General features: G+C 60.4%; 16 protein-coding genes. 11 read left to right on the plus strand and 5 right to left on the minus strand.

Going from position 1 to position 19,142, the window contains the following annotated elements; all coding sequences use genetic code 11:
• Positions 1-10: 10 nt before the first annotated feature.
• The gene (locus IB245_RS18600; protein WP_192228278.1) at positions 11-904 is read left to right on the plus strand and encodes a LysR family transcriptional regulator; all 894 of its coding nucleotides are present in this window, start codon (positions 11-13) and stop codon (positions 902-904) included.
• Here IB245_RS18600 and IB245_RS18605 read toward each other — a convergent pair.
• The 5 genes from IB245_RS18605 to IB245_RS18625 form a co-directional block, all read right to left on the minus strand.
• Positions 892-2,064 (minus strand): cupin domain-containing carboxymuconolactone decarboxylase family protein, encoded by a 1,173-nt coding sequence (locus IB245_RS18605; RefSeq protein ID WP_192228279.1) that lies wholly within the window; start codon positions 2,062-2,064, stop codon positions 892-894. The genes IB245_RS18600 and IB245_RS18605 overlap by 13 nt on opposite strands.
• A gap of 13 nt (positions 2,065-2,077) precedes the next feature.
• Complete coding sequence (locus tag IB245_RS18610; protein WP_192228280.1) at positions 2,078-3,133, minus strand: alpha/beta hydrolase; 1,056 nt, start codon at positions 3,131-3,133, stop codon at positions 2,078-2,080.
• A gap of 60 nt (positions 3,134-3,193) precedes the next feature.
• Positions 3,194-4,288: an alpha/beta hydrolase gene (locus IB245_RS18615; protein WP_192228281.1), complete on the minus strand. Its 1,095-nt coding sequence runs from the start codon at positions 4,286-4,288 to the stop codon at positions 3,194-3,196.
• Positions 4,289-4,536: 248 nt separating this feature from the next.
• On the minus strand, positions 4,537-4,917 hold the full coding sequence (locus IB245_RS18620) for a RidA family protein (protein ID WP_008027160.1): 381 nt from the start codon (positions 4,915-4,917) through the stop codon (positions 4,537-4,539).
• A gap of 39 nt (positions 4,918-4,956) precedes the next feature.
• Positions 4,957-5,928, minus strand: a complete 972-nt coding sequence (locus IB245_RS18625) for a GNAT family N-acetyltransferase (protein WP_192228282.1) — start codon at positions 5,926-5,928, stop codon at positions 4,957-4,959.
• Positions 5,929-6,135: 207 nt separating this feature from the next.
• Here IB245_RS18625 and IB245_RS18630 point away from each other — a divergent pair, with 207 nt between their 5' ends.
• The 10 genes from IB245_RS18630 to IB245_RS18675 all read left to right on the plus strand — a co-directional run bounded on the left by IB245_RS18630 (position 6,136) and on the right by IB245_RS18675 (position 19,107).
• Entirely contained in the window at positions 6,136-7,446 is a 1,311-nt protein-coding gene (locus IB245_RS18630; RefSeq protein ID WP_192228283.1) for a flavin-containing monooxygenase, read from the plus strand.
• 21 nt (positions 7,447-7,467) lie between these two features.
• Positions 7,468-7,884: a RidA family protein gene (locus tag IB245_RS18635; protein WP_008038953.1), complete on the plus strand. Its 417-nt coding sequence runs from the start codon at positions 7,468-7,470 to the stop codon at positions 7,882-7,884.
• 121 nt (positions 7,885-8,005) lie between these two features.
• A complete protein-coding gene (locus IB245_RS18640; RefSeq protein WP_192228284.1) occupies positions 8,006-8,683 on the plus strand; it encodes a DUF1028 domain-containing protein in 678 nt (225 codons plus the stop codon).
• A complete protein-coding gene (gene argE, locus IB245_RS18645) occupies positions 8,680-9,831 on the plus strand; it encodes an acetylornithine deacetylase (protein WP_192228285.1) in 1,152 nt (383 codons plus the stop codon). Before IB245_RS18640 ends, argE begins: the two co-directional genes overlap by 4 nt.
• Before the next feature lie 314 nt (positions 9,832-10,145).
• On the plus strand, positions 10,146-11,561 hold the full coding sequence (locus IB245_RS18650; RefSeq protein ID WP_192228286.1) for a purine-cytosine permease family protein: 1,416 nt from the start codon (positions 10,146-10,148) through the stop codon (positions 11,559-11,561).
• A 590-nt stretch (positions 11,562-12,151) separates the two neighbouring features.
• Positions 12,152-13,462 carry a nucleotide sugar dehydrogenase gene (locus IB245_RS18655; protein WP_008038962.1) on the plus strand — a complete coding sequence of 437 codons (1,311 nt, stop codon included), beginning with the start codon at positions 12,152-12,154 and terminating at the stop codon, positions 13,460-13,462.
• 57 nt (positions 13,463-13,519) lie between these two features.
• Positions 13,520-15,001, plus strand: coding sequence for a glycosyltransferase family 2 protein (locus IB245_RS18660; RefSeq protein WP_192228287.1), 1,482 nt, complete (start codon positions 13,520-13,522; stop codon positions 14,999-15,001).
• A gap of 64 nt (positions 15,002-15,065) precedes the next feature.
• Positions 15,066-16,280 (plus strand): alginate biosynthesis protein Alg44, encoded by a 1,215-nt coding sequence (locus IB245_RS18665; RefSeq protein ID WP_192228288.1) that lies wholly within the window; start codon positions 15,066-15,068, stop codon positions 16,278-16,280.
• 104 nt (positions 16,281-16,384) lie between these two features.
• Positions 16,385-17,677: an alginate biosynthesis protein AlgK gene (locus IB245_RS18670; RefSeq protein WP_225609920.1), complete on the plus strand. Its 1,293-nt coding sequence runs from the start codon at positions 16,385-16,387 to the stop codon at positions 17,675-17,677.
• Between the two features lie 41 nt (positions 17,678-17,718).
• Positions 17,719-19,107: an alginate export family protein gene (locus tag IB245_RS18675; RefSeq protein WP_223415530.1), complete on the plus strand. Its 1,389-nt coding sequence runs from the start codon at positions 17,719-17,721 to the stop codon at positions 19,105-19,107.
• Positions 19,108-19,142: the final 35 nt, after the last annotated feature.

The following is a 19,142-nucleotide window of genomic DNA, read 5'->3' on the forward strand; positions in this document are numbered from 1 at the left end:
GGATGTACAAATGACCGTTGAAAGCTACGACCAACTCGCGATCTTCTCGGCCGTGGCGCAGGAGCGCAGTTTCACCCGCGCCGCTGCCAGGCTGGGCATGTCACAGCCCGCATTGAGCCGGGCCATGCGCCAGCTGGAGGAACGACTGGGCGTCAGGTTACTGTCTCGCACCACGCGCAGCGTGTCCCCCACGGAAGCGGGCGAACATCTGCTGAAAGTGATCGCCCCAAGGTTCGAAGAGATCGACATCGAGCTGGCATTGCTCAGCGAATTCCGCGACAAGCCCGCAGGCAAACTGCGTATTACCGCCGGCGAGCATTCCGCGATTACGGTCCTGCAACCGGTACTCGCGAAGCTGCTGCCCGACAATCCCGATCTCAATATCGAAATCATCGTCGACTACGGCCTGACTGACATTGTGGCGGAAGGCTTCGACGCTGGTGTTCGGCTGGGTGAGCAGGTCGCCAAAGACATGATCGCCATGCGCATCGGTCCCGACATGCGCATGGCGGTCGTCGGCTCCCCAGCGTATTTCGCCCGGCATTCAAAGCCAGACATCCCAAGCGACCTCATGCAACACAACTGCATAACCTTGCGCATGCCGACTTACGGCGGCCTCTTTCTCTGGGAGTTCGAGAAGGATGGGCAAGAACTGAACGTACGCGTCGAAGGCCAAATGGTGTTCAACAACATCGCCATGCGCATGGAGGCCGCCCTTCAGGGGTTGGGGCTGGCCTATATGCCCGAAGACCTGGTGCAGGAGCATGTTGCGCAAGGCCGGTTGATTCGCGTGCTCGCGGATTGGTGCGAGCCGTTCTCGGGGTACCACCTCTATTACCCGAGCCGACGCCAGAGCTCGCCCGCCTTCGCACTGCTGCGCGAAGCCCTGCGCTATTTGGGCTGATTTTCCTGGGCCGCCTCCAGCGCCACGTTGGCTCGCTTGGCCGCATCGACATGACCTTGCTCCGCCAGCAGCCGGACCAATTGACGCAATTGCGAAACGCTCAGGCCGACCCGCAGGCTGGCGGCCATGTGCGAACGCAGCTGTGACTCCACACCGGGAGTGACGGCCAACGCGGCGACCGTGGCCAACTCACGACTTTGCCAGTCCAGGTTATCGCGCTCGAAAATATCGCCGAACAAATGCGCCTGCAGGTACTGGTTGATGACAGGGGCGAAGTCGAACAGCGGGCCCTGAACAGGCGCGCCGGCAATGCGGGTCTGATTGGCCTTGCCCACCGACAGCAGTTCACCACCGGTGGGAATGACACGACCGGGCTCGCGCCCCGGATCGTCCTGGATGCCGTTTTTCTTGCGCGCCTCCACAACCCTCATCAGCTCGCCAAGTGCGTTGAGGCTGCGTGGAAAACCGGTGTAGGCGTAGAGTTGCACCAGTATTTCCTTCGCCTCGCTGACGGTCAGGCCCGCGTCCAGCCCCTGATTCAATGCAGTATTCAGCCCCGGCATGTTGCTGCTGGCCATGTGGGCAGCAATCAGCGGGATGGCTTGCTGCCTCGCGGACAGCACCTCGGAAGCGAGATTTTCGGTGGACATTGATGTCGGCGTCACGGGTTCGTGGGCGCGGTATTGATCGTCGGTGACTTTCTCCAGCCAATCCACACTCTTGCCATTCACAGCACCGGTCACCGCCAGGTGGGTCATGGCACTTGACGGTGCGGCACCGTGCCAATGCTTGACGCCCGGCGGGCAGACGATCACGTCCCCGGGAAGGATTTCCTGCACAGGCTTGCCCCACTCCTGGGTCAAGCCCACGCCGGAAACCACCACCAATCGCTGGCCTGCGGGATGGGTGTGCCAGGCCGAACGCGCCCCCGGCTCGAAGGTCACGTAGGCGCTGGACGCATTGATTTCATTCGTGACGGGGAACAAGGGGTCGACGCGCACTTGCCCGGTAAAGTAATCCGCCGGTCCCGCTGTGGAAGATTGGGAGCCTGCGCGACTGATCTGCTGAACGGACCGGGACTCACCGGCATTTTCAGCACCCGCAGCGCTGGCAAAGGGCGCTGCGACGCAAACCGCAATTCCCAAAAGAGTGTTTTTCATAATGCCCCCCAAGTCAGAGCGTTCTGGCGTAAAACGCGTTCAACTGCGCAATGGCGACGTCCACATACTCTGGCACCCAATAGGTTTCGATATGAGTTGCGCCATCGATGGTGAACAGCTTCTTGTCCTGTGTACCGGTGGCCTTGGCAAAGGCTTGCTCCGACATATACAGGCTGTCCGCCTTGCTGCCCGCGATCATCAGCAATGGCTTGTCGATCAGTTCGATCTGATCCGTCGCATCGAAGCTCATCAGGTCCAGCAGGCTGCTCAGGGTGTATCTGAAGGTCGAGTTGGGGTGAGCATGAGTCTTGCCGTAGTACTCAAAACCCTGCCGATACAAATCAAATGGCAGCTTGGCGATCTGCTCGTCGGTGAGTTTGGCATCGCCGGTGTAGAGAATTTCTCCGCCTGCCGCTTCCTGGGCACGGGCAGCCGAAGCCTGCCGTAAACGCTCCTGAACGGTGGACAGCTGCGAATCCCTGTAGCCATTGCGCCGTACCAGTCCGGAATTGAACATGCTCACCGTTGCGATGGACTGGAAGCGCTTGTCGGTTTGCGCCGCCTTCAATGAATAGCCGCCACCGCCGCAGATACCGAGCAAGCCCAAACGCGAGTCGTCGGCGCCCGGATAGCCGGCGATAAAGTCCGCCATGCCATGGATGTCTTCGACGCGGTTCGCCGGTTTGTCGACGTTGCGCGGCTGACCGCCACTGCCTCCCTGATACGCCGCATCCGCAGTGATCGTGATGTAGCCCTGATCTGCCAGGCGCTGGGCATACAGGCCTGCGACTTGCTCCTTCACCCCGCCATTGGGGTGTGCCACGACAACAACCGGGTACTTCTTCGCCGAGTCATAGTTCGCGGGGGTGTAAACGTTGGCGGCAATGTCCAGGCCATTGAGTTTGTAGGTGACCGGATGGATGTTGACCTTGCCGGGCTCGTTCTTCGTCAACGCGCCACCGTAGGTCAATGTGAATGGATTCTGCTTGTAGTCCCCTGCCTCGACTTCGGCTCCGGACATCCCGATCATGGCGGCCAGGAATGTGGCCTTTATCGTGGTTCGCGTCATATGAATATTCCTGCCAATTCCTGTTTCCAAGGTGCACGGCAGCCATTGCCGCGCGCGTCATCAATCAAGATTTTTTTCTGCGAGAAAGGTCGAAACCAGGTCCGCGATCTCGATGTTGTTCAAGTCAGAAAACGGGAAGTGGCTATTGCCCTTGATCCCGATCTCCGGCAAATGAATGAGCTTTACGTCACCGCCATGGCGATTCACCGCATCACGCCACAGGCGCGCCATCTCCAGACGGGCACGCCAGCTGTCCTGAGCAGGCAAACGAACCGGTTTGTCGGGGATGTTGTCGCCGTAGAAGATGAGGATGGGGATACGGGTCAGCGCTTCGAACTGTTCCTTCGAGACGATCTGTGCCGAGACTGTGTCGAATGCGCTGGGGATCGGCGCGGGACCTTCCCCCTCGGGAAACACGAAGCTGCTGCCCGGTTCAAATGCGACGATAGCCCGCACATTGCGGCTCTTGATCGCCGTCAGCCAGCCGGGTCCGCCACCTTGCGAGTGGGTAAACAGAATGGCCGGCCCCGTCTTTTCCAGCAGCGCGGAAACGCCATCGGATACGACCTCAATGTCATAAGGGCCGGTGTTGGGTGTCATCGAGCGGAAGAACTGCTCCAGCGCCTGCGGCCCCCGAGGGAATTGGCTGCCCTCGAAAGTGTCGGGCCACAGGCCAATGCGGAACTGGTTGAACCACATCTGCTCGTCCGCCACCGGTTTGATCGTCGTTTCAACCAGACTGCGTCCTGCATCGCCACGGCGCGGCTGGTCGATCAACCAGGTGGAGAAGCCGCGACGCAAGAAGATGTTCTGAAACCCTTCGCGTCCGTCAGCCGTCGTTTCCCAGGATTTCGCAGACTGCCCCGCGCCATGCCACATGACAATCGGCAACGGGCGAGCGTCAACCGGGACCTGGTAGAACGCATACACATGGTCGCCATGGTAGCTTTGGCCATCAGACAGGGCAGGCTTATACGGGTCAAAGATACCCGGCTGAGTCTCAACCCTCCCGCCGGCAATCACGCTGCCCTGCTCCTTGATAACCAGCGGACTGCGCTCGTCCGCTTCGGCGACCGCAGAGGTGCACAGGGCAAAACACAGGGTGCCTGCCTTTGCCAGGGCTGAAACTCGATAGAGAATTACGGGATGGGTCATGGGGTGCTCTCGGCGAGAAAACGCTGAGAAGCAACTTACCCTTAGACTATTGATTGATAAACAGTACTAATCGGATAGCACTAATACCAAAATCACATAAATGTGATGAGAATGCCCAACATTTTCCCTGTAGGAGCGAGCTTGCTCGCGATGGAGGCCAACGATTACGCGCGCTTTCTGAATAAACGCGTTGCGCCTGAGTTCATCGCGAGCAATCGAGCGTCGACCGGCTGCTCCTACTATTTTGCTCAGCCCTTGGCCGCCATCGCAGTCACTTCCACACGCATGCCTTCAACTGCCAGCGACGCCACGCCCACTGCCGCACGCACCGGCCACGGTTTGGCGAAGAAGCGCTTGTACACCTCGTTGAACGCGGCGCGGTCGGCCATGTCGGTGAGGTAGATGGTCAGGTGCATGACGCGGTCCATGGAACTGCCGGCGCGCTCCAGCGCAACCTTCAATGCCTGCAACGTGCATTCGCTCTGCAGGGTGATGTCGCCCAGTTCCAGGCTGCCGTCGGCGCGGGTCGGGATCTGCGTGGAGACCAGGATGCCGTTGAAGCCGGCCACGTCGGAGGAGATGGAATCCGCGTCGGGATCAGGGGTGAAGGTGATGTCTTGGTTCGCCATGGGGTTCTCTTGTTCGGGGAAGTAAAAAGTGTGGGGAGTTTACAGCTTCACCGGGTGACTTGCGCCTCCCCTGCGGCGGGTGAATTGCTGTTCAGTCACCACGCTGCCCCACTGACTGCCTTGCTGTTCGTGGGTCAGCTCAAAACCTTCAGCTTCATAAAGCCGACGCGCGGCGTCCAGGCCCTTGAACGTTGCCAGCTCAATCGCCTCGAAGCCGAACCGGTCGCAGAACTCAACCGCCTCGCGCAGCAACTGACGGCCGACCCCGCCACCACGGCAACCGTCATCAAGGATGAACCAGCGCAGGTGGGCTTGGTTGTTGCCCAGATCCTGCCCGTCGATGGCAATCGAGCCGACGATACGATCATTCACTGTCGCCACCCAGAGGTTGTTGCAAGTCTGGTCCAGACGCCCCACGAACTCAGCGATGCCGCTGGCGACCTTGCTCTCGAAAAACTGCCCGAACCCTGAGTGCCTGGCGTAGAAAGTGGCATGCATTTCAGTCACGCGCCCAACGACACCGGGACGGTAACCGACGCTGATCTCGACCGGGTTGCCCGGCGCTTTTCCTTCGCCGGTACGGTGTGCATTCAGGGCGTGGGCATACGCCGCCAGCCCTTGGGCGACCGCTTGTTGTTGTGATGGATTCAAGTGTTCCAGCGCCGTTTGGACCTGCGTTCGCCCATAAGCATGGATCGCAGCCACCGTGCGCCGGCCCTGCTTCGTCAATTGCAGGCGCTTGACGCGACCATCGCTGTCGGCGCTCTCCACCAGCTCGCCGGCCTTGATGAGCTTGGCCACCATGCGGCTGACACTGGACTTGTCCAGATCGAGCAACTGCACGAGTTGAGCGGCGGTCAGCGCCAGGTGTGCTTCGATTTCCAGCAGCGCGTGTACGGCTGAAGGTGAGTAGTCGGTCGCCGCCAGCGTGGCGCGCATGAAGCCCAGCTCACGCACCATCGTGCGCGACGCAGAGCGGATTTCTTCAACCAGAGCGGGATGAGTGGTCACTTCAGGCCTCCCCTGAAAAATAGTTGCACCATACAACCATATTTCATCGCGAGGGTTCAACAGGCGCTGAGTCAAACGCTCTGCATCAGTTATTTATACTCAAATGCCAGCTTAATAATATTTTACCGATAACAGGGTCATCCCTAGTCTTGAGCCCAAGAAATGGCAGGCCGTTCGCGACCTAAATCCAACTCGAAGGGTATAGAGATGACCACTGAAAAAATAAAAACAGATACGCTGATTGTTGGTGCCGGTCAGGCTGGCGTGGCCATGAGTGAACACCTGAGCAAACTCGGCGTGCCGCACCTGGTGCTGGAGCGCAACCGTATCGCCGAGCGCTGGCGCACCGGGCGCTGGGATTCGCTGGTGGCGAATGGTCCGGCGTGGCACGACCGTTTTCCCGGCCTTGATTTTGACGATCTCAATCCCGACGAGTTTGCACCGAAAGAACGCGTGGCCGATTACTTCGAAGCCTACGCGAAGAAATTCAACGCGCCGATCCGCACCGGCGTGGACGTGCTGAAAGTTGAACGCAACGTTGGCCGTCCGGGTTTCACCATCGAAACTTCTGAAGGCGTGATCGAGGCCAACCGTGTGGTCGCCGCTACCGGGCCTTTCCAGCGTCCGGTCATCCCACCGATTGCACCGCAGGATCAGCCTTTCCTGCAAATCCACTCCGCCGATTATCGCAACCCGCAGCAACTGCCTGAAGGCGCGGTGCTGGTGGTTGGCGCGGGCTCGTCCGGCGTGCAGATCGCCGATGAATTACAGCGGGCCGGCAAGCAGGTTTACCTCTCCGTCGGTGCCCACGACCGCCCGCCTCGCGCCTATCGCAACCGTGATTTCTGCTGGTGGCTGGGGGTGCTTGGCGAGTGGGATCAAGCGGCGATGAAGCCCGGTCGCGAACACGTGACCATCGCGGTCAGCGGCGCACATGGCGGCCGTACGGTGGACTTCCGTGGCCTCGCTCATCGCGGCATGACGCTGGTCGGCCTGACCCAGGCGTTCAACGGCGGCGTGGCGACCTTCCAGCCGAACCTGGCCGAGAACCTGGCGCGTGGCGACGAGAATTATCTGGCGCTGCTCAACGCCGCCGACGCCTACATCGAACGCAATGGCCTGGACCTGCCGCAAGAACCGGAAGCGCGCATCACTTTCCCCGATCCGGAGTGCGTGACCCATCCGATTCTTGAGCTGGACCTGGCCAAGGCCGGCGTGACCTCAATCATCTGGGCCACCGGTTTTGCCACGGACTACAGCTGGCTGAAGGTCGATGCCTTCGACGACAAAGGCAAACCACAGCATCAACGCGGTGTGTCGAGCGAACCGGGGGTGTATTTCCTCGGTTTGCCTTGGCAGTCCCGTCGCGGCTCTTCGTTCATCTGGGGCGTTTGGCATGACGCCAAGTACGTGGCGGATCACATCGCCATTCAGCGTTCGTACCTCGACTACCACGATGCGGCGCAACGCGAGGCGGAAGTTGTTTCGCTCGCCCCTAAAAAAACTGTCAGCGCTTAAGCCATTTTCCAGGAGCTTCACATGTCCACGCCAACCCATACCCGTATTCGCATGTTCAACACCAAGGAAACCTACCCGAACCAGAGCCTGGACAATGACCTGTGCCAGGCGGTCCGCGCCGGCAATACGGTTTATGTCCGTGGCCAGGTCGGGACTGATTTCGAAGGCCGTCTGGTGGGCCTTGGCGACCCGCGTGCACAAACCGAGCAAGCCATGCGCAACGTCAAGCAGTTGCTGGAAGAGGCTGGCAGCGACCTCAGTCACATCGTCAAAACCACGACTTACCTGATCGATCCGCGGTATCGCGAGCCGGTGTATCAGGAAGTCGGGAAGTGGTTGAAAGGCGTGTTTCCGATTTCGACCGGGTTGGTGGTGTCGGCGTTGGGGCAACCGCAGTGGTTGATGGAGATTGATGTGATTGCGGTGATTCCCGAGTAGACCGAGTCGCGGCCTTCGCGAGCAAGCTTCGCTCCTACAGGTGATCCGGATTTCCTGTAGGAGCGAAGCTTGCTCGCGAAGAGGCCCGCCCAGACACCTCATTTGCCAAGGAGCAAACCCCATGACCTTCTCCATCGCCGCCCGTTGCCCCGAAACCGGTCAGTTCGGCATCGCCATCAGTTCCTCCAGCATCGCCGTCGGCGCCCGCTGCCCGTGGCTGCTGCCGGGCGTCGGCGCCGTCTCCACGCAAAACATCACCCTGCCCTCCCTCGGCCCGGACGTCCTCGCCCTGATGGAGCAAGGCCTCGCGCCCTTCGATGCGCTGGACAAGGTCCTCACGCGCAACGGCTACAGCCAATACCGGCAGATCACCGCCATCGACCACCTCGGCCAGACCGCCCACTTCAGCGGTGCGCAAACCCTGGGCAACCACAACGCCGTGTCCGGTGAACAATGTGTGGCCGCCGGCAACATGCTTGCGGACCGGGGCGTGATCGAGGCGATGGTCGAGGCCTTCGAACACGGCGAAGGTCAACTCGCCGACCGCCTGCTCGCCGCGATGAAAGCCGCCATCGCCGCTGGTGGCGAAGCCGGGCCGGTGCATTCGGCAGCGATGGTGGTGGTCGGCGAACTGACCTGGCCGATCATCAACCTGCGAGTCGACTGGGCGGACAACGATCCAATCGGTCAGCTCGAAAAACTCTGGGATGCCTACCGCCCACAAGTCCAGGACTACATCGACCGTGCCCTCGCCCCGGACAAATCCCCCGGCTACGGCGTCGCCGGAGACGACCGATGAGCAGCAGCCGCGACGTGCTGCAAACCCTGGTGGCGTTCGACACCACGAGCCGCGAATCGAACCTTCAGCTCATCGAGTTTGTCCGCGACTATCTCGCGAGTCTCGATGTGCCTTGTGAACTGATCTACAACGAGCAGCGCAGCAAGGCCAATCTGTTTGCCACGATCGGCCCGGCGGACAAGCCGGGCATCGTGCTGTCGGGACATACCGACGTGGTGCCCGTCGATGGCCAGCCGTGGACCGTTGCGCCGTTCGAACTGACCGAGTGCGATGGCAAGTTGTACGGTCGCGGTACGGCGGACATGAAGGGCTACATTGCTTGCGTGCTTGCCCTCGTTCCATCCTTGGTAAACGCTTCGCTGAGACTGCCGGTGCACATCGCACTTTCGTACGATGAAGAGGTCGGCTGCCTCGGTGTGCGTTCTTTACTGGCGGAGCTGGAACTACGCCCGGTCAAACCGATGCTGTGCATCATTGGCGAGCCGACTGAGCTGAAACCGGTGCTCGGGCACAAGGGAAAACTGGCGATGCGCTGTGATATTCACGGTGAAGCGTGCCATTCGGCGTATGCGCCGCTTGGGGTCAATGCCATTGAGTACGCCGCCGAATTGATCGGTGAGTTGGGACGGATTGGCAACCGACTCAAAGCGCCCGAGCATCACGATGCGCGTTTCGATCCGCCATTTTCCACCGTACAAACCGGTGTGATTTCCGGTGGAAAAGCCTTGAACATCGTTCCGGCCGATTGCCGCTTCGACTTCGAAATCCGCGCGCTGCCCTCGCATGATCCGAGTGAAGTCGCCCAGGAACTGAAAACCTACGCCGAGCAGCAAGTGCTGCCGCGAATGCGTGCGGTCAGTGAACAGAGCGAGATTCGCTTCAGCGAGTTGTCGGCGTATCCCGGATTGGCGACGGATGCACACAGCGAAGCGGCTGAGTTGATCGCTGCATTTTCCGGTTCCAGGGAATTTGGAACAGTGGCCTTTGGCACCGAGGGCGGCCTGTTTGACGCCGCAGGAATCCCCACCGTTGTCTGTGGTCCCGGGAGCATGGATCAGGGCCATAAACCGGATGAGTTCATCAGACTTGAACAACTCAATGCCTGCGACGCGATGCTGCAACGAATGCTCACATCCATTTGTAAATAAAACCAATATTCGTGACCGCACGCGCTTGCCTTTGTAGGAGCCGGCTTGCTGGCGATGGCGCCCTTATAATCGCCATCGCCAGCAAGCCGGCTCCTACAGGTTGCGACACCCCGGATTACCCTATGGGAGCAAGCCCGCTCCCACAGGTTTTTGACCTGCCCACAGGCATACATTTTTTAACGTCTGTACCAACAAAACTACTAATTTATCTATCCCACCCCACCGCACATCATCAACTCCAACAAGAAAAGCGTCGCCCCACGCGGCGCTCACCGAAGTACGTCCACGTACTCAAAATTGCCTTGGAGTCCGTCATGGTTACCGCAGCAACAGCCCCCGCCCCACTCATCGAAAAACACACCATCGGCTACGTGCCACCCGAAGATCGCCACGGCAAAACCCGTGACCTGTTCACCCTCTGGTTCGGCGGCAACATCGCCCCGCTGCCCATCGTCACCGGCGCCCTCGGCGTGCAGATGTTTCACCTCAACCTGGTGTGGGGCATTGTCGCCATCCTCGTCGGCCACCTGGTCGGCGGCGTGCTGATGGCACTGCACTCGGCGCAAGGCCCGCAGATGGGCATCCCGCAAATGATCCAGAGCCGCGCCCAGTTCGGTTCCCTCGGCGCGCTGCTGGTGGTGCTGATCGCCGGCATCATGTACATCGGCTTCTTCGCCTCCAATATCGTCCTCGCCGGCAAGTCCCTGCATGGCGTGGTCGACAGCGTGCCGGTGCCGGTCGGCATCGTCATCGGCGCCCTCGGTTCCGGCATCATCGGCATCATTGGCTATCGCTTCATCCACGTGCTCAACCGCATCGGCACCTGGGTGCTCGGCGCGGGTATCGTGCTCGGCTTCGGCTACATCTTCACTCACGTGCAGACCGCCGATTTCCTCACACGCGGCAGCTTCAATATTTCCGGCTGGCTCGCCACCGTGTCCCTTGCTGCGCTCTGGCAAATCGCTTTCGCGCCTTACGTCTCCGACTACTCGCGCTACCTGCCGGCCAACGTACCCGTCGCCGCAACCTTCTGGACGACGTATCTGGGCACCGTGCTCGGCTCCAGCCTCTCGTTCATCTTCGGCGCCGTCGCCGTCCTCGCCACGCCCGTCGGCATGGACACCATGGACGCCGTCAAACTCGCCACCGGCTCCATCGGCCCGTTGATGCTCGTGCTGTTCCTGCTCAGCGTCATCAGCCACAACGCCCTCAATCTCTACGGTGCCGTGCTGTCGCTGATTACCCTGGTGCAAACCTTCGCCTACCGCTGGATCCCCACCGCCAAAAGCCGCGCCATCCTGTCGATCATCCTCCTCGCCGCCTGCTGCTTCGCCGCCGTCGGCGCCTCCGCCAACTTCATTGGCCACTTCGTCGACATGGTGCTGGTGTTGCTCGTGGTGTTGGTGCCATGGACCGCGATCAACCTGATCGACTTCTACGCCATCCACAAAGGCCAGTACGACATCAACTCGATCTTCAAAGTCGATGGTGGTATCTACGGCCGGTACAACCCGCAGGCACTGTTGGCGTACGCGATCGGGATCGTGGTGCAGATTCCGTTCATGAACACACCGCTGTACGTCGGGCCGATTTCGCAGCACATCAATGGCGCTGACCTGTCCTGGCTGGTGGGCCTGATCATCACCTCGCCGCTCTACTACTGGCTGGCCAATCGCGACACCGCGTACAAGCGCCGCCTCTCCACCGGGAAACTGGCCAATAGCCTCTAACTCCCTCACATTTCAACCGCAATAAAAAACCGCATTAATGCGGTTTTTTATTGCTTGATCATATTATGCAGCTCCAAGATATTGACTATCACGCATAATAAAAACGCCAATAAAACCGTTATTGAAAATTTGACATGTCTCAGCAACTTTACACTCTAATAAAAAATTGATTTGGCTGATTGCAAAATTGTAACGCTGGCGTTGCACCGCGCCAGTGCCGCTTCAAAAAAACGATATATCTACCTGCCTGATTTTGGTGCAAAAATACATATTCTACTCATATGACCAAACGAAATAAGTTAGATATCCATCTGTTTTTGTTGATGTTTTTTATTTGCAATTCACACATTGTCTTTTGGCACCTTCCTTGTAACCCCCACTCTTTATATTACTGGCGCGAACTGTTCGAAATTCCTGTTAAAAAAAATGACAGTGCCAGGAAGATGTTTGTCTACACTCTTGGTTCTGCGATTGCCGGCCCGAAAAACACGTTGAACCAAACTGCCGCTTAGTTAGCCAAATAGAGCAACTGTCGGCCTGTGTGGTATGCCGACGGCCATCCGAAATCCGGGTATATGGGGAACTTACCAATGCGTATCAGCATATTTGGTCTGGGGTATGTGGGCGCTGTATGCGCGGGCTGTCTGTCTGCTCGCGGTCATGACGTAATCGGGGTGGATGTCTCGCAAGTCAAGATTGACCTGATCAACCAGGGCAAATCGCCTATCGTCGAGCCCGGCCTGGAACCGCTGCTCGAACAGGGGGTGAATTCAGGGCGGCTGCGCGGCAGCAGTAATGTAAAGGCGGCCGTGATGGACACGCAGATGTCGTTCCTCTGCGTCGGAACGCCCTGCAAGAAGAATGGCGATCTGGATCTGGTCTACATAGAGTCCGTGTGCCGCGAGATCGGCGAAGCCCTGCACACCAAGGACAGTTGGCATACGGTGGTGGTGCGCAGCACGGTACTGCCGGGCACCGTCAAGAATGTGGTGATCCCGATCCTCGAAGACTGTTCCGGCAAGAAGGCCGGGGTCGACTTCGGTGTGGCGATCAACCCGGAGTTCCTGCGTGAAAGTACGGCAATCAAGGACTACAACTGTCCGCCCATGACAGTGATCGGTGAACTCGACCAACGCAGCGGTGACCTGCTCGCCTCGCTCTTTCAAGAGCTGGACGCGCCGCTCCTGCGCCGCAGTATCGAAGTGGCCGAGATGATCAAGTACACCTGCAATGTCTGGCACGCGACCAAAGTCACCTTCGCCAATGAGATCGGCAATATCGCGAAGGCTGCCGGCGTGGACGGTCGCGACGTGATGGACGTGGTCTGCCAGGACACCAAGCTCAACCTGTCGCGTTATTACATGCGCCCCGGATTCGCGTTCGGCGGTTCCTGCCTGCCCAAGGATGTGCGTGCGTTGAATTACCGCGCCGGGCAGCTGGATGTCGAGCACCCGCTGCTGGCGTCGATCATGCGCAGCAATGCGGCGCAGGTTCAGCGAGCCTTCGACATCATCACCAGTTACGGCAAGCGGCGTATCGCCCTGCTCGGCCTGAGCTTCAAGGCCGGCACCGATGACCTGCGCGAAAGCCCGCTGGTGGAGTTGGCCGAGATGTTGATCGGCAAGGGCTACGACCTGCATATCTTCGACCGCAACGTTGAATACGCGCGCATCTACGGCGCCAACAAGGACTACATCGAATCGAAGATTCCGCACCTGGCTTCGCTGCTACGCGCTGACCTTGTGAAGGTGATCGACGAAGCGGAGGTGATTGTGCTTGGCAACGGTGACGAGTCCTTCAGAGCCCTCGCGCTTGAGGTGCCCGAGGGCAAGCAGGTGGTTGACCTGGTGGGTTTCATGCCACACACCAGTGACGATCAGCTCGAAGGCATCTGCTGGTAAGAGAGTCACCGAACTGCAACCCGGGCAATACGGGTTTATCGAACAGGAGTCACAAGTATGGCTGGTGCCAGGGATTACTTGCGCGAAGCGGCGGGCTGGCTGTTTTACGTCACCGCGTTGCTGGGGCTTGCATTGCTGCTGCCGCGCTCAGTGTTCGATCCCCAATCCAGGGACTTTCTCCTGTTGCTGGGAGCGGTCGGTATCTGGCGCTACTCGATGGGGGCTGTCCATTACATACGAGGGTTACTGTTCCTTTATCTGGTGTTCCCCTACTACAGACGCAAAGTCACCCGGCTCGGCAGCATTGCCGACCCGTCGCACGTGTTTTTGCTGGTCACCAGTTTTCGGATCGAGGCGTTGACCACGGCGCAGGTGTACCGCTCGGTGATCGAAGAAGCCATCGGTTGTGGTTACCCGACCACGGTGGTCTGTTCCATCGTCGAGCTCGCCGATGAATTGCTGATCAAGGCACTCTGGGACAGCTATACCCCGCCGGAGCAGGTCAAGCTGAGCTTCGTGCGGATTCCCGGCACCGGCAAGCGCGACGGCCTGGCCCATGGTTTCCGGGCGATCTCCCGGCACGTGCCGGACGCCGATGCAGTGGTGGCCGTGGTCGATGGCGACACCGTGCTCTCCGCCGGGCTGGTACGTCAGACCGTGCCCTGGTTCAAGCTCTTTCCGAACGTCGGCGGGTTGACCACCAATGAGTTCTGCGAGGTACGCGGCAGCTACCTGATGAGCGAATGGCACAAGCTGCGGTTCGCCCAGCGGCACATCAATATGTGCTCGATGGCACTGGGCAAGCGCGTGCTGACAATGACCGGGCGGATGTCGGTGTTCCGCGCCCAGGTGGTGACTGATCCCGGCTTCATTCAAGACGTTGAGCGCGATTATCTGCAGCACTGGCGCCTGGGGCGTTTCCGCTTTTTGACCGGTGATGACAAGTCCAGTTGGTACAGCCTGATGCGGCTGGGCTACGACACCTTTTATGTGCCCGACGCGGCGATCAACACCGTCGAGCATCCACCGGAAAAGAACTTCATCAAGGCCAGCCGCAAGCTGATGTTCCGCTGGTATGGCAATAACCTGCGGCAGAACTCACGGGCCCTGCACCTGGGCGTGCGGCGGCTGGGCTGGTTCACCTCGCTGGTGCTGCTCGACCAACGCGTATCGATGTGGGCCAGCCTGCTCGGGCCGTCGGTGGCGATCATTGCCAGCCTCAAATACAGCATCGCCTACTTGCTGATTTATGTGCTCTGGATCGGCGTGACGCGCCTGATCCTGAGTCTTCTGTTGCTGGCGTCGGGGCACCCGGTCGGGCCGGCTTATCCCCTAATTCTCTATTACAACCAACTGGTCGGCGCCATGGTGAAGATCTACGTGTTCTTCCGTCTCGACCAGCAATCGTGGACGCGCCAGAAAACCAAACTCGACCGTGGGCTGGCGAGCTATCAGCGCTGGTTCAATACCTGGTCGTCGCGGGCCATGACGTTTTCGGCGGGCAGCGTGTTTTGCGCGTTGCTGATGTGGATTGTGTAGTGCAGGTGTCAGGGCCGTGGCAGGCCGTGCCGGATCGGACTCAATCGATGGGAAGGAACGCGTTATGAACACAGCTTTTGTTGCTGTTGATGACAATGTCGTGCACGAGTCGGAGGTGCAGCGTCAGCATGCGCGGCTCACGCTACCGGCGAGGATCAAGTTTCACGGGTCGGACCGGGAGCCGTTCGATTGCGAGCTGATCGACTTGTCAGCCGGTGGATTCAGCCTGAGTCAGCCGGGTACAACGCTGATCGTTGGCCGGCAACACAAAGGCAAACTGGTGTTCCAGGTCGATGCACTGGGGTTTGCCATCGACGTGGAGTTTGTCGTGCGCTCGATTAACGACGAGGGGCAGCGCATAGGTTGCGAGTTTCAAAACCTGCGCCCTCGTGCGATTTCCGCCTTGCGTTACGTGATCACCTCTTACCTTTCGGGCGGGGTGATCAGCCTGGGTGACATGCTCTCGACCCAGCAGCGCGACAACTTCACCAAGCCGCGAAAGCACGAAAGCGGCCACGGCATGGGCATTCTCGCTCGCGTGCGGGCCACCGCGGTAAGCCTGCTGATGTTCCTGGTGGGACTGTTTGCCTTTGGCTATGTGGTGCACCAGTTGTATGGCATTTATTTCGTCACCCATGCCGAATCGGCGCGGGTCAATGTGCCCGGCCAGTTGATCGGCCTGCCGCGCGACGGCAGCGTCAATTCGTTGGTCAAAGTGGGGGCGGTGGTGGCCAAGGGCGCCCCGCTGGCGACCTTTTCCGCCTCGCTGCTGGATGTGATGAAAGGCAACCTGCCGCCCGGACAGGCGACCCCGGAAAACCTTGAGCGCCTGTTCAGCCGAACCCTGCAAGGCTCGTTGACCAGCCCTTGCGATTGCCGGGTGGTGTCGCAGTTGGTGCCGGACGGCCAGGTCGTCGGCAAGGGCACCACGGTGTACGAGTTGATGCCGATCGACGGTGTGGCAACCATCGAGGCGCGCTTCCCCTACAAGAATTTTGCCAAGATCCAGCCCGGCAAAGCGGTGAGCTTCCAGTTGATCGGCGAAGAACAGCCACGCGCGGGCAAAATCACTGCGGTGGCGCTGGACAACGGCGGCCTGGCCTCGGACCTGCGGGTCACCATTGAGCCTGACAGCCCGTTGCAAACCGATCAGGCCGGGCGGCCGGTGGAGGTCAGTATCGAAGACCTGCAAGGCAATGTCTGGGTGCAGAGTGCCTCGGCGGCCAATGCCTGGGTGAAAAACACCTGGGCGAATAAAGTCATGGCGGCCGGAAAATGAACGGCGCATGGCGATCGGGGCTGCGGTTTTCCGCGCTGGCCGCGGCCCTGACAATGATTCATGGGTGCGGCACCCTCCCCGATCAAGGCTTGGCGCGCGAGGCCATGGCGCGCGGCGATTATGAAACGGCTCGCAAGAACTTCGCGCCGCTGGCCGAGGACGGCTATGCCGACGCCCAGGCCGGAATGGGCGACTTGACGGCCTCGGCGGGCGACCCCGCGAGCCTGAAAGAGGCTGAGGGATTGTACCGGCAGGCCGCGCCGGAATCGGTCAAGGCGCAGTCACGTCTGGGCCGCGTGTTGCTGCGTCAGGGACCGACGGATCCCAAGCAAGTGCAAGAGGCCCGGCAATTGCTGGAAGGCGCGCTGGACAAAGGCGAGTTCAGTGCAGTGGTGCCGCTGACCTTGTTGTACCTGGGCTACCCGCAACTGACGCCGGGGGTGGATCCGCAGCAGAAGGTCAACAGTTGGCGCGCCCAGGGCATTGTCGAGGCCGACCTGGCGCAGATTTTGATTTACCGCAATCAGGGCACTTATAACGCTCATCTGCCGCAGATCGAGCAGATGTGCCGGGCGAGACTGGCATTACTCGATGCCTGTTATGTAGAGCTGGCCACCATCAACCGGATGCGCGCCCAGTCCAAGGCGCAAGCCGACTTGCTGGCGCAGTTGCGCCAGGGTTGGCGTGAGGGACGAGTCGCGCCCTTGCGGGTCGAGTCGGTGGCGCGCGTTCTGTCGACGCCGACACTCGAAGGCCCGGCCGATCCGCAAAGCGCCCAGCGCCTGCTCGAAGAACTGGCACCCGACTATCCACCGGCCTGGACCAGCCTGGCGCGGCTGATCGACGACTACCCCGCCCAAGGCGATGCGCCGCAATTGCTCTCGGCCTTGCAGCGCGGGCGCGAAGCGGGCGATCCACGGGCGGAACTGCTGACCGGGCGCCTGTATTACCTCGGCAAATGGCTGCCGCAGGATCCGCGCCTGGCGCAAGAGCACCTGCTCAAGGCGGCCGCCGCCGGTGAAGTCGGGGCGCATTACTACCTCGGCCAGTTGTACCGGCGCGGTTATCTGGGCCAGGTCGAACCACAGAAAGCGCTGCAACACTTGCTGCTGGCAGCGCGCAACGGTTCGCCCAATGCCGACCTGGCGCTGGCGCACATGTTTTCCGATTCACGCGGGGTCAAGGTCAATCGAATCAATGCTTTTGTCTTTGCGCAACTCGCGCAACGCCAGGGCGTGGTAAATGCGGGGCCAGTGCTGTCGGCCGTGCAGTCGGGGATGACCCCGGCAGAGAGGAAAATCGCGCAGCCCTTACTTGAGGAAGAAGCTCAGGCCCGTCTGACGGGCGCGGCTCTCGCCAGGCTGCAAACTCCGGAAAATGGACAGGACTTACTATGAAACAAGCACTGTTGGCAGGTTATGGTCTGGGAGTTTCGCTGATGTGCAGCGCCGGTCTGGTGCTGGCGGCGGAAGTGGCGCCGAAGAATTTCGGCCTGGATGTGAAGATTACCGGCGAGTCGCAGGACGACCGGGACCTGGGCACTGCACCCGGTGGCACCCTCAACGATATTGGCCTCGACCTGCGCCCCTGGGCCTTTGGCCAATGGGGCAACTGGAGCGCCTATGTGATGGGCCAGGCGGTAGCGGCGACCGACACCATCGACACCGACACCGTAAACAACGGCGTCGACGACAGCAACACCCGTGAAGCGGATGACAGCTACCTGGCGCTTCGCGAATTCTGGGTCGACTATTCGGGCATCACGGCCTATCCGGGCGAGCATCTGCGCCTGGGGCGCCAGCGTCTGCGTGAGGACAGCGGCGAGTGGATGGACACCAACATCGAAGCGCTCAACTGGACCTTCGAAACCACGCTGCTGCGCAGCCACGTCGGCGCCGCTCAACGCTTTTCCGACTACCGCACCGACCTGGACGACCTGGCGCCGGAAGACAAAGACCGCTCCCATGCCTTCGCCGACATCTCTACGCAATGGACGCCCAACAATTGGGTCGGCCTGCGCGTACATCACTCGGAAGACAGCGGCAATCTGCCGGACCCCGGTGACCGGCTCGACACACTCGACAAGACCACCACCGGCAGCCTGACCTGGGTCGGCCTTGAAGCGAACGGTGACGGCTACAACTATCGCTCGACGATGCCGCTCAATTACTGGATCAACGCAACCTGGCTGACCGGCGATCGCGACAACCTCAACAGCGTGATCGTCCCTTCCGGCGATCGAATCGCGACAGGCCACACCAGCGGCGACGTCAATTCCTGGGCCGCGGACCTGGGCTTGCGCTGGAACATCGATGACGCCTGGCGCCTCGGTGCTGCCGCCGCCCGTGGCGATGGCGGCGGCAACGACCAGGAGAACCAGTTCCAGCAAACCGGCCTGCAAAGCAACCGCTCCAACTACACCGGCACGCGCTCACGGGTACACCGCTTCGGCGAAGCCTTTCGCGGTGAACTGAGCAACCTCCAGACCGCAACGCTGTTCGGCGCCTGGTCGTATCGCGAGGACTACGACGCCAGCCTCGTCTACCACCGCTTCTGGCGGGTCGACGACCAGACGGAAACCGGCGACGACGGGATCATCAATGCGGCGCTGGTGGACGGCGAGAAGGACCTGGGCCAGGAAGTCGATCTGGTCATGACCAAGTACTTCAAGCAAGGCCTGTTGCCCGCGAGCATGGTGGATTGGGTCGACGAACCCTCGGCACTGATCCGCCTGCGCCTGGGCGTGTTCTTCCCCGGTGACGCCTACGCCAATGACACCGATTCGAGCATGCACCGGGCGTTCATCGATTTCGTCTGGAAAATCTAGGACCCGGTGGCTGCCCGCGCTGAAGCCATCGCGGG

The sequence above is a fragment of the Pseudomonas sp. PDM02 genome (genome assembly GCF_014852285.1).
In the GTDB taxonomy this organism is placed as follows: domain Bacteria; phylum Pseudomonadota; class Gammaproteobacteria; order Pseudomonadales; family Pseudomonadaceae; genus Aquipseudomonas; species Aquipseudomonas migulae.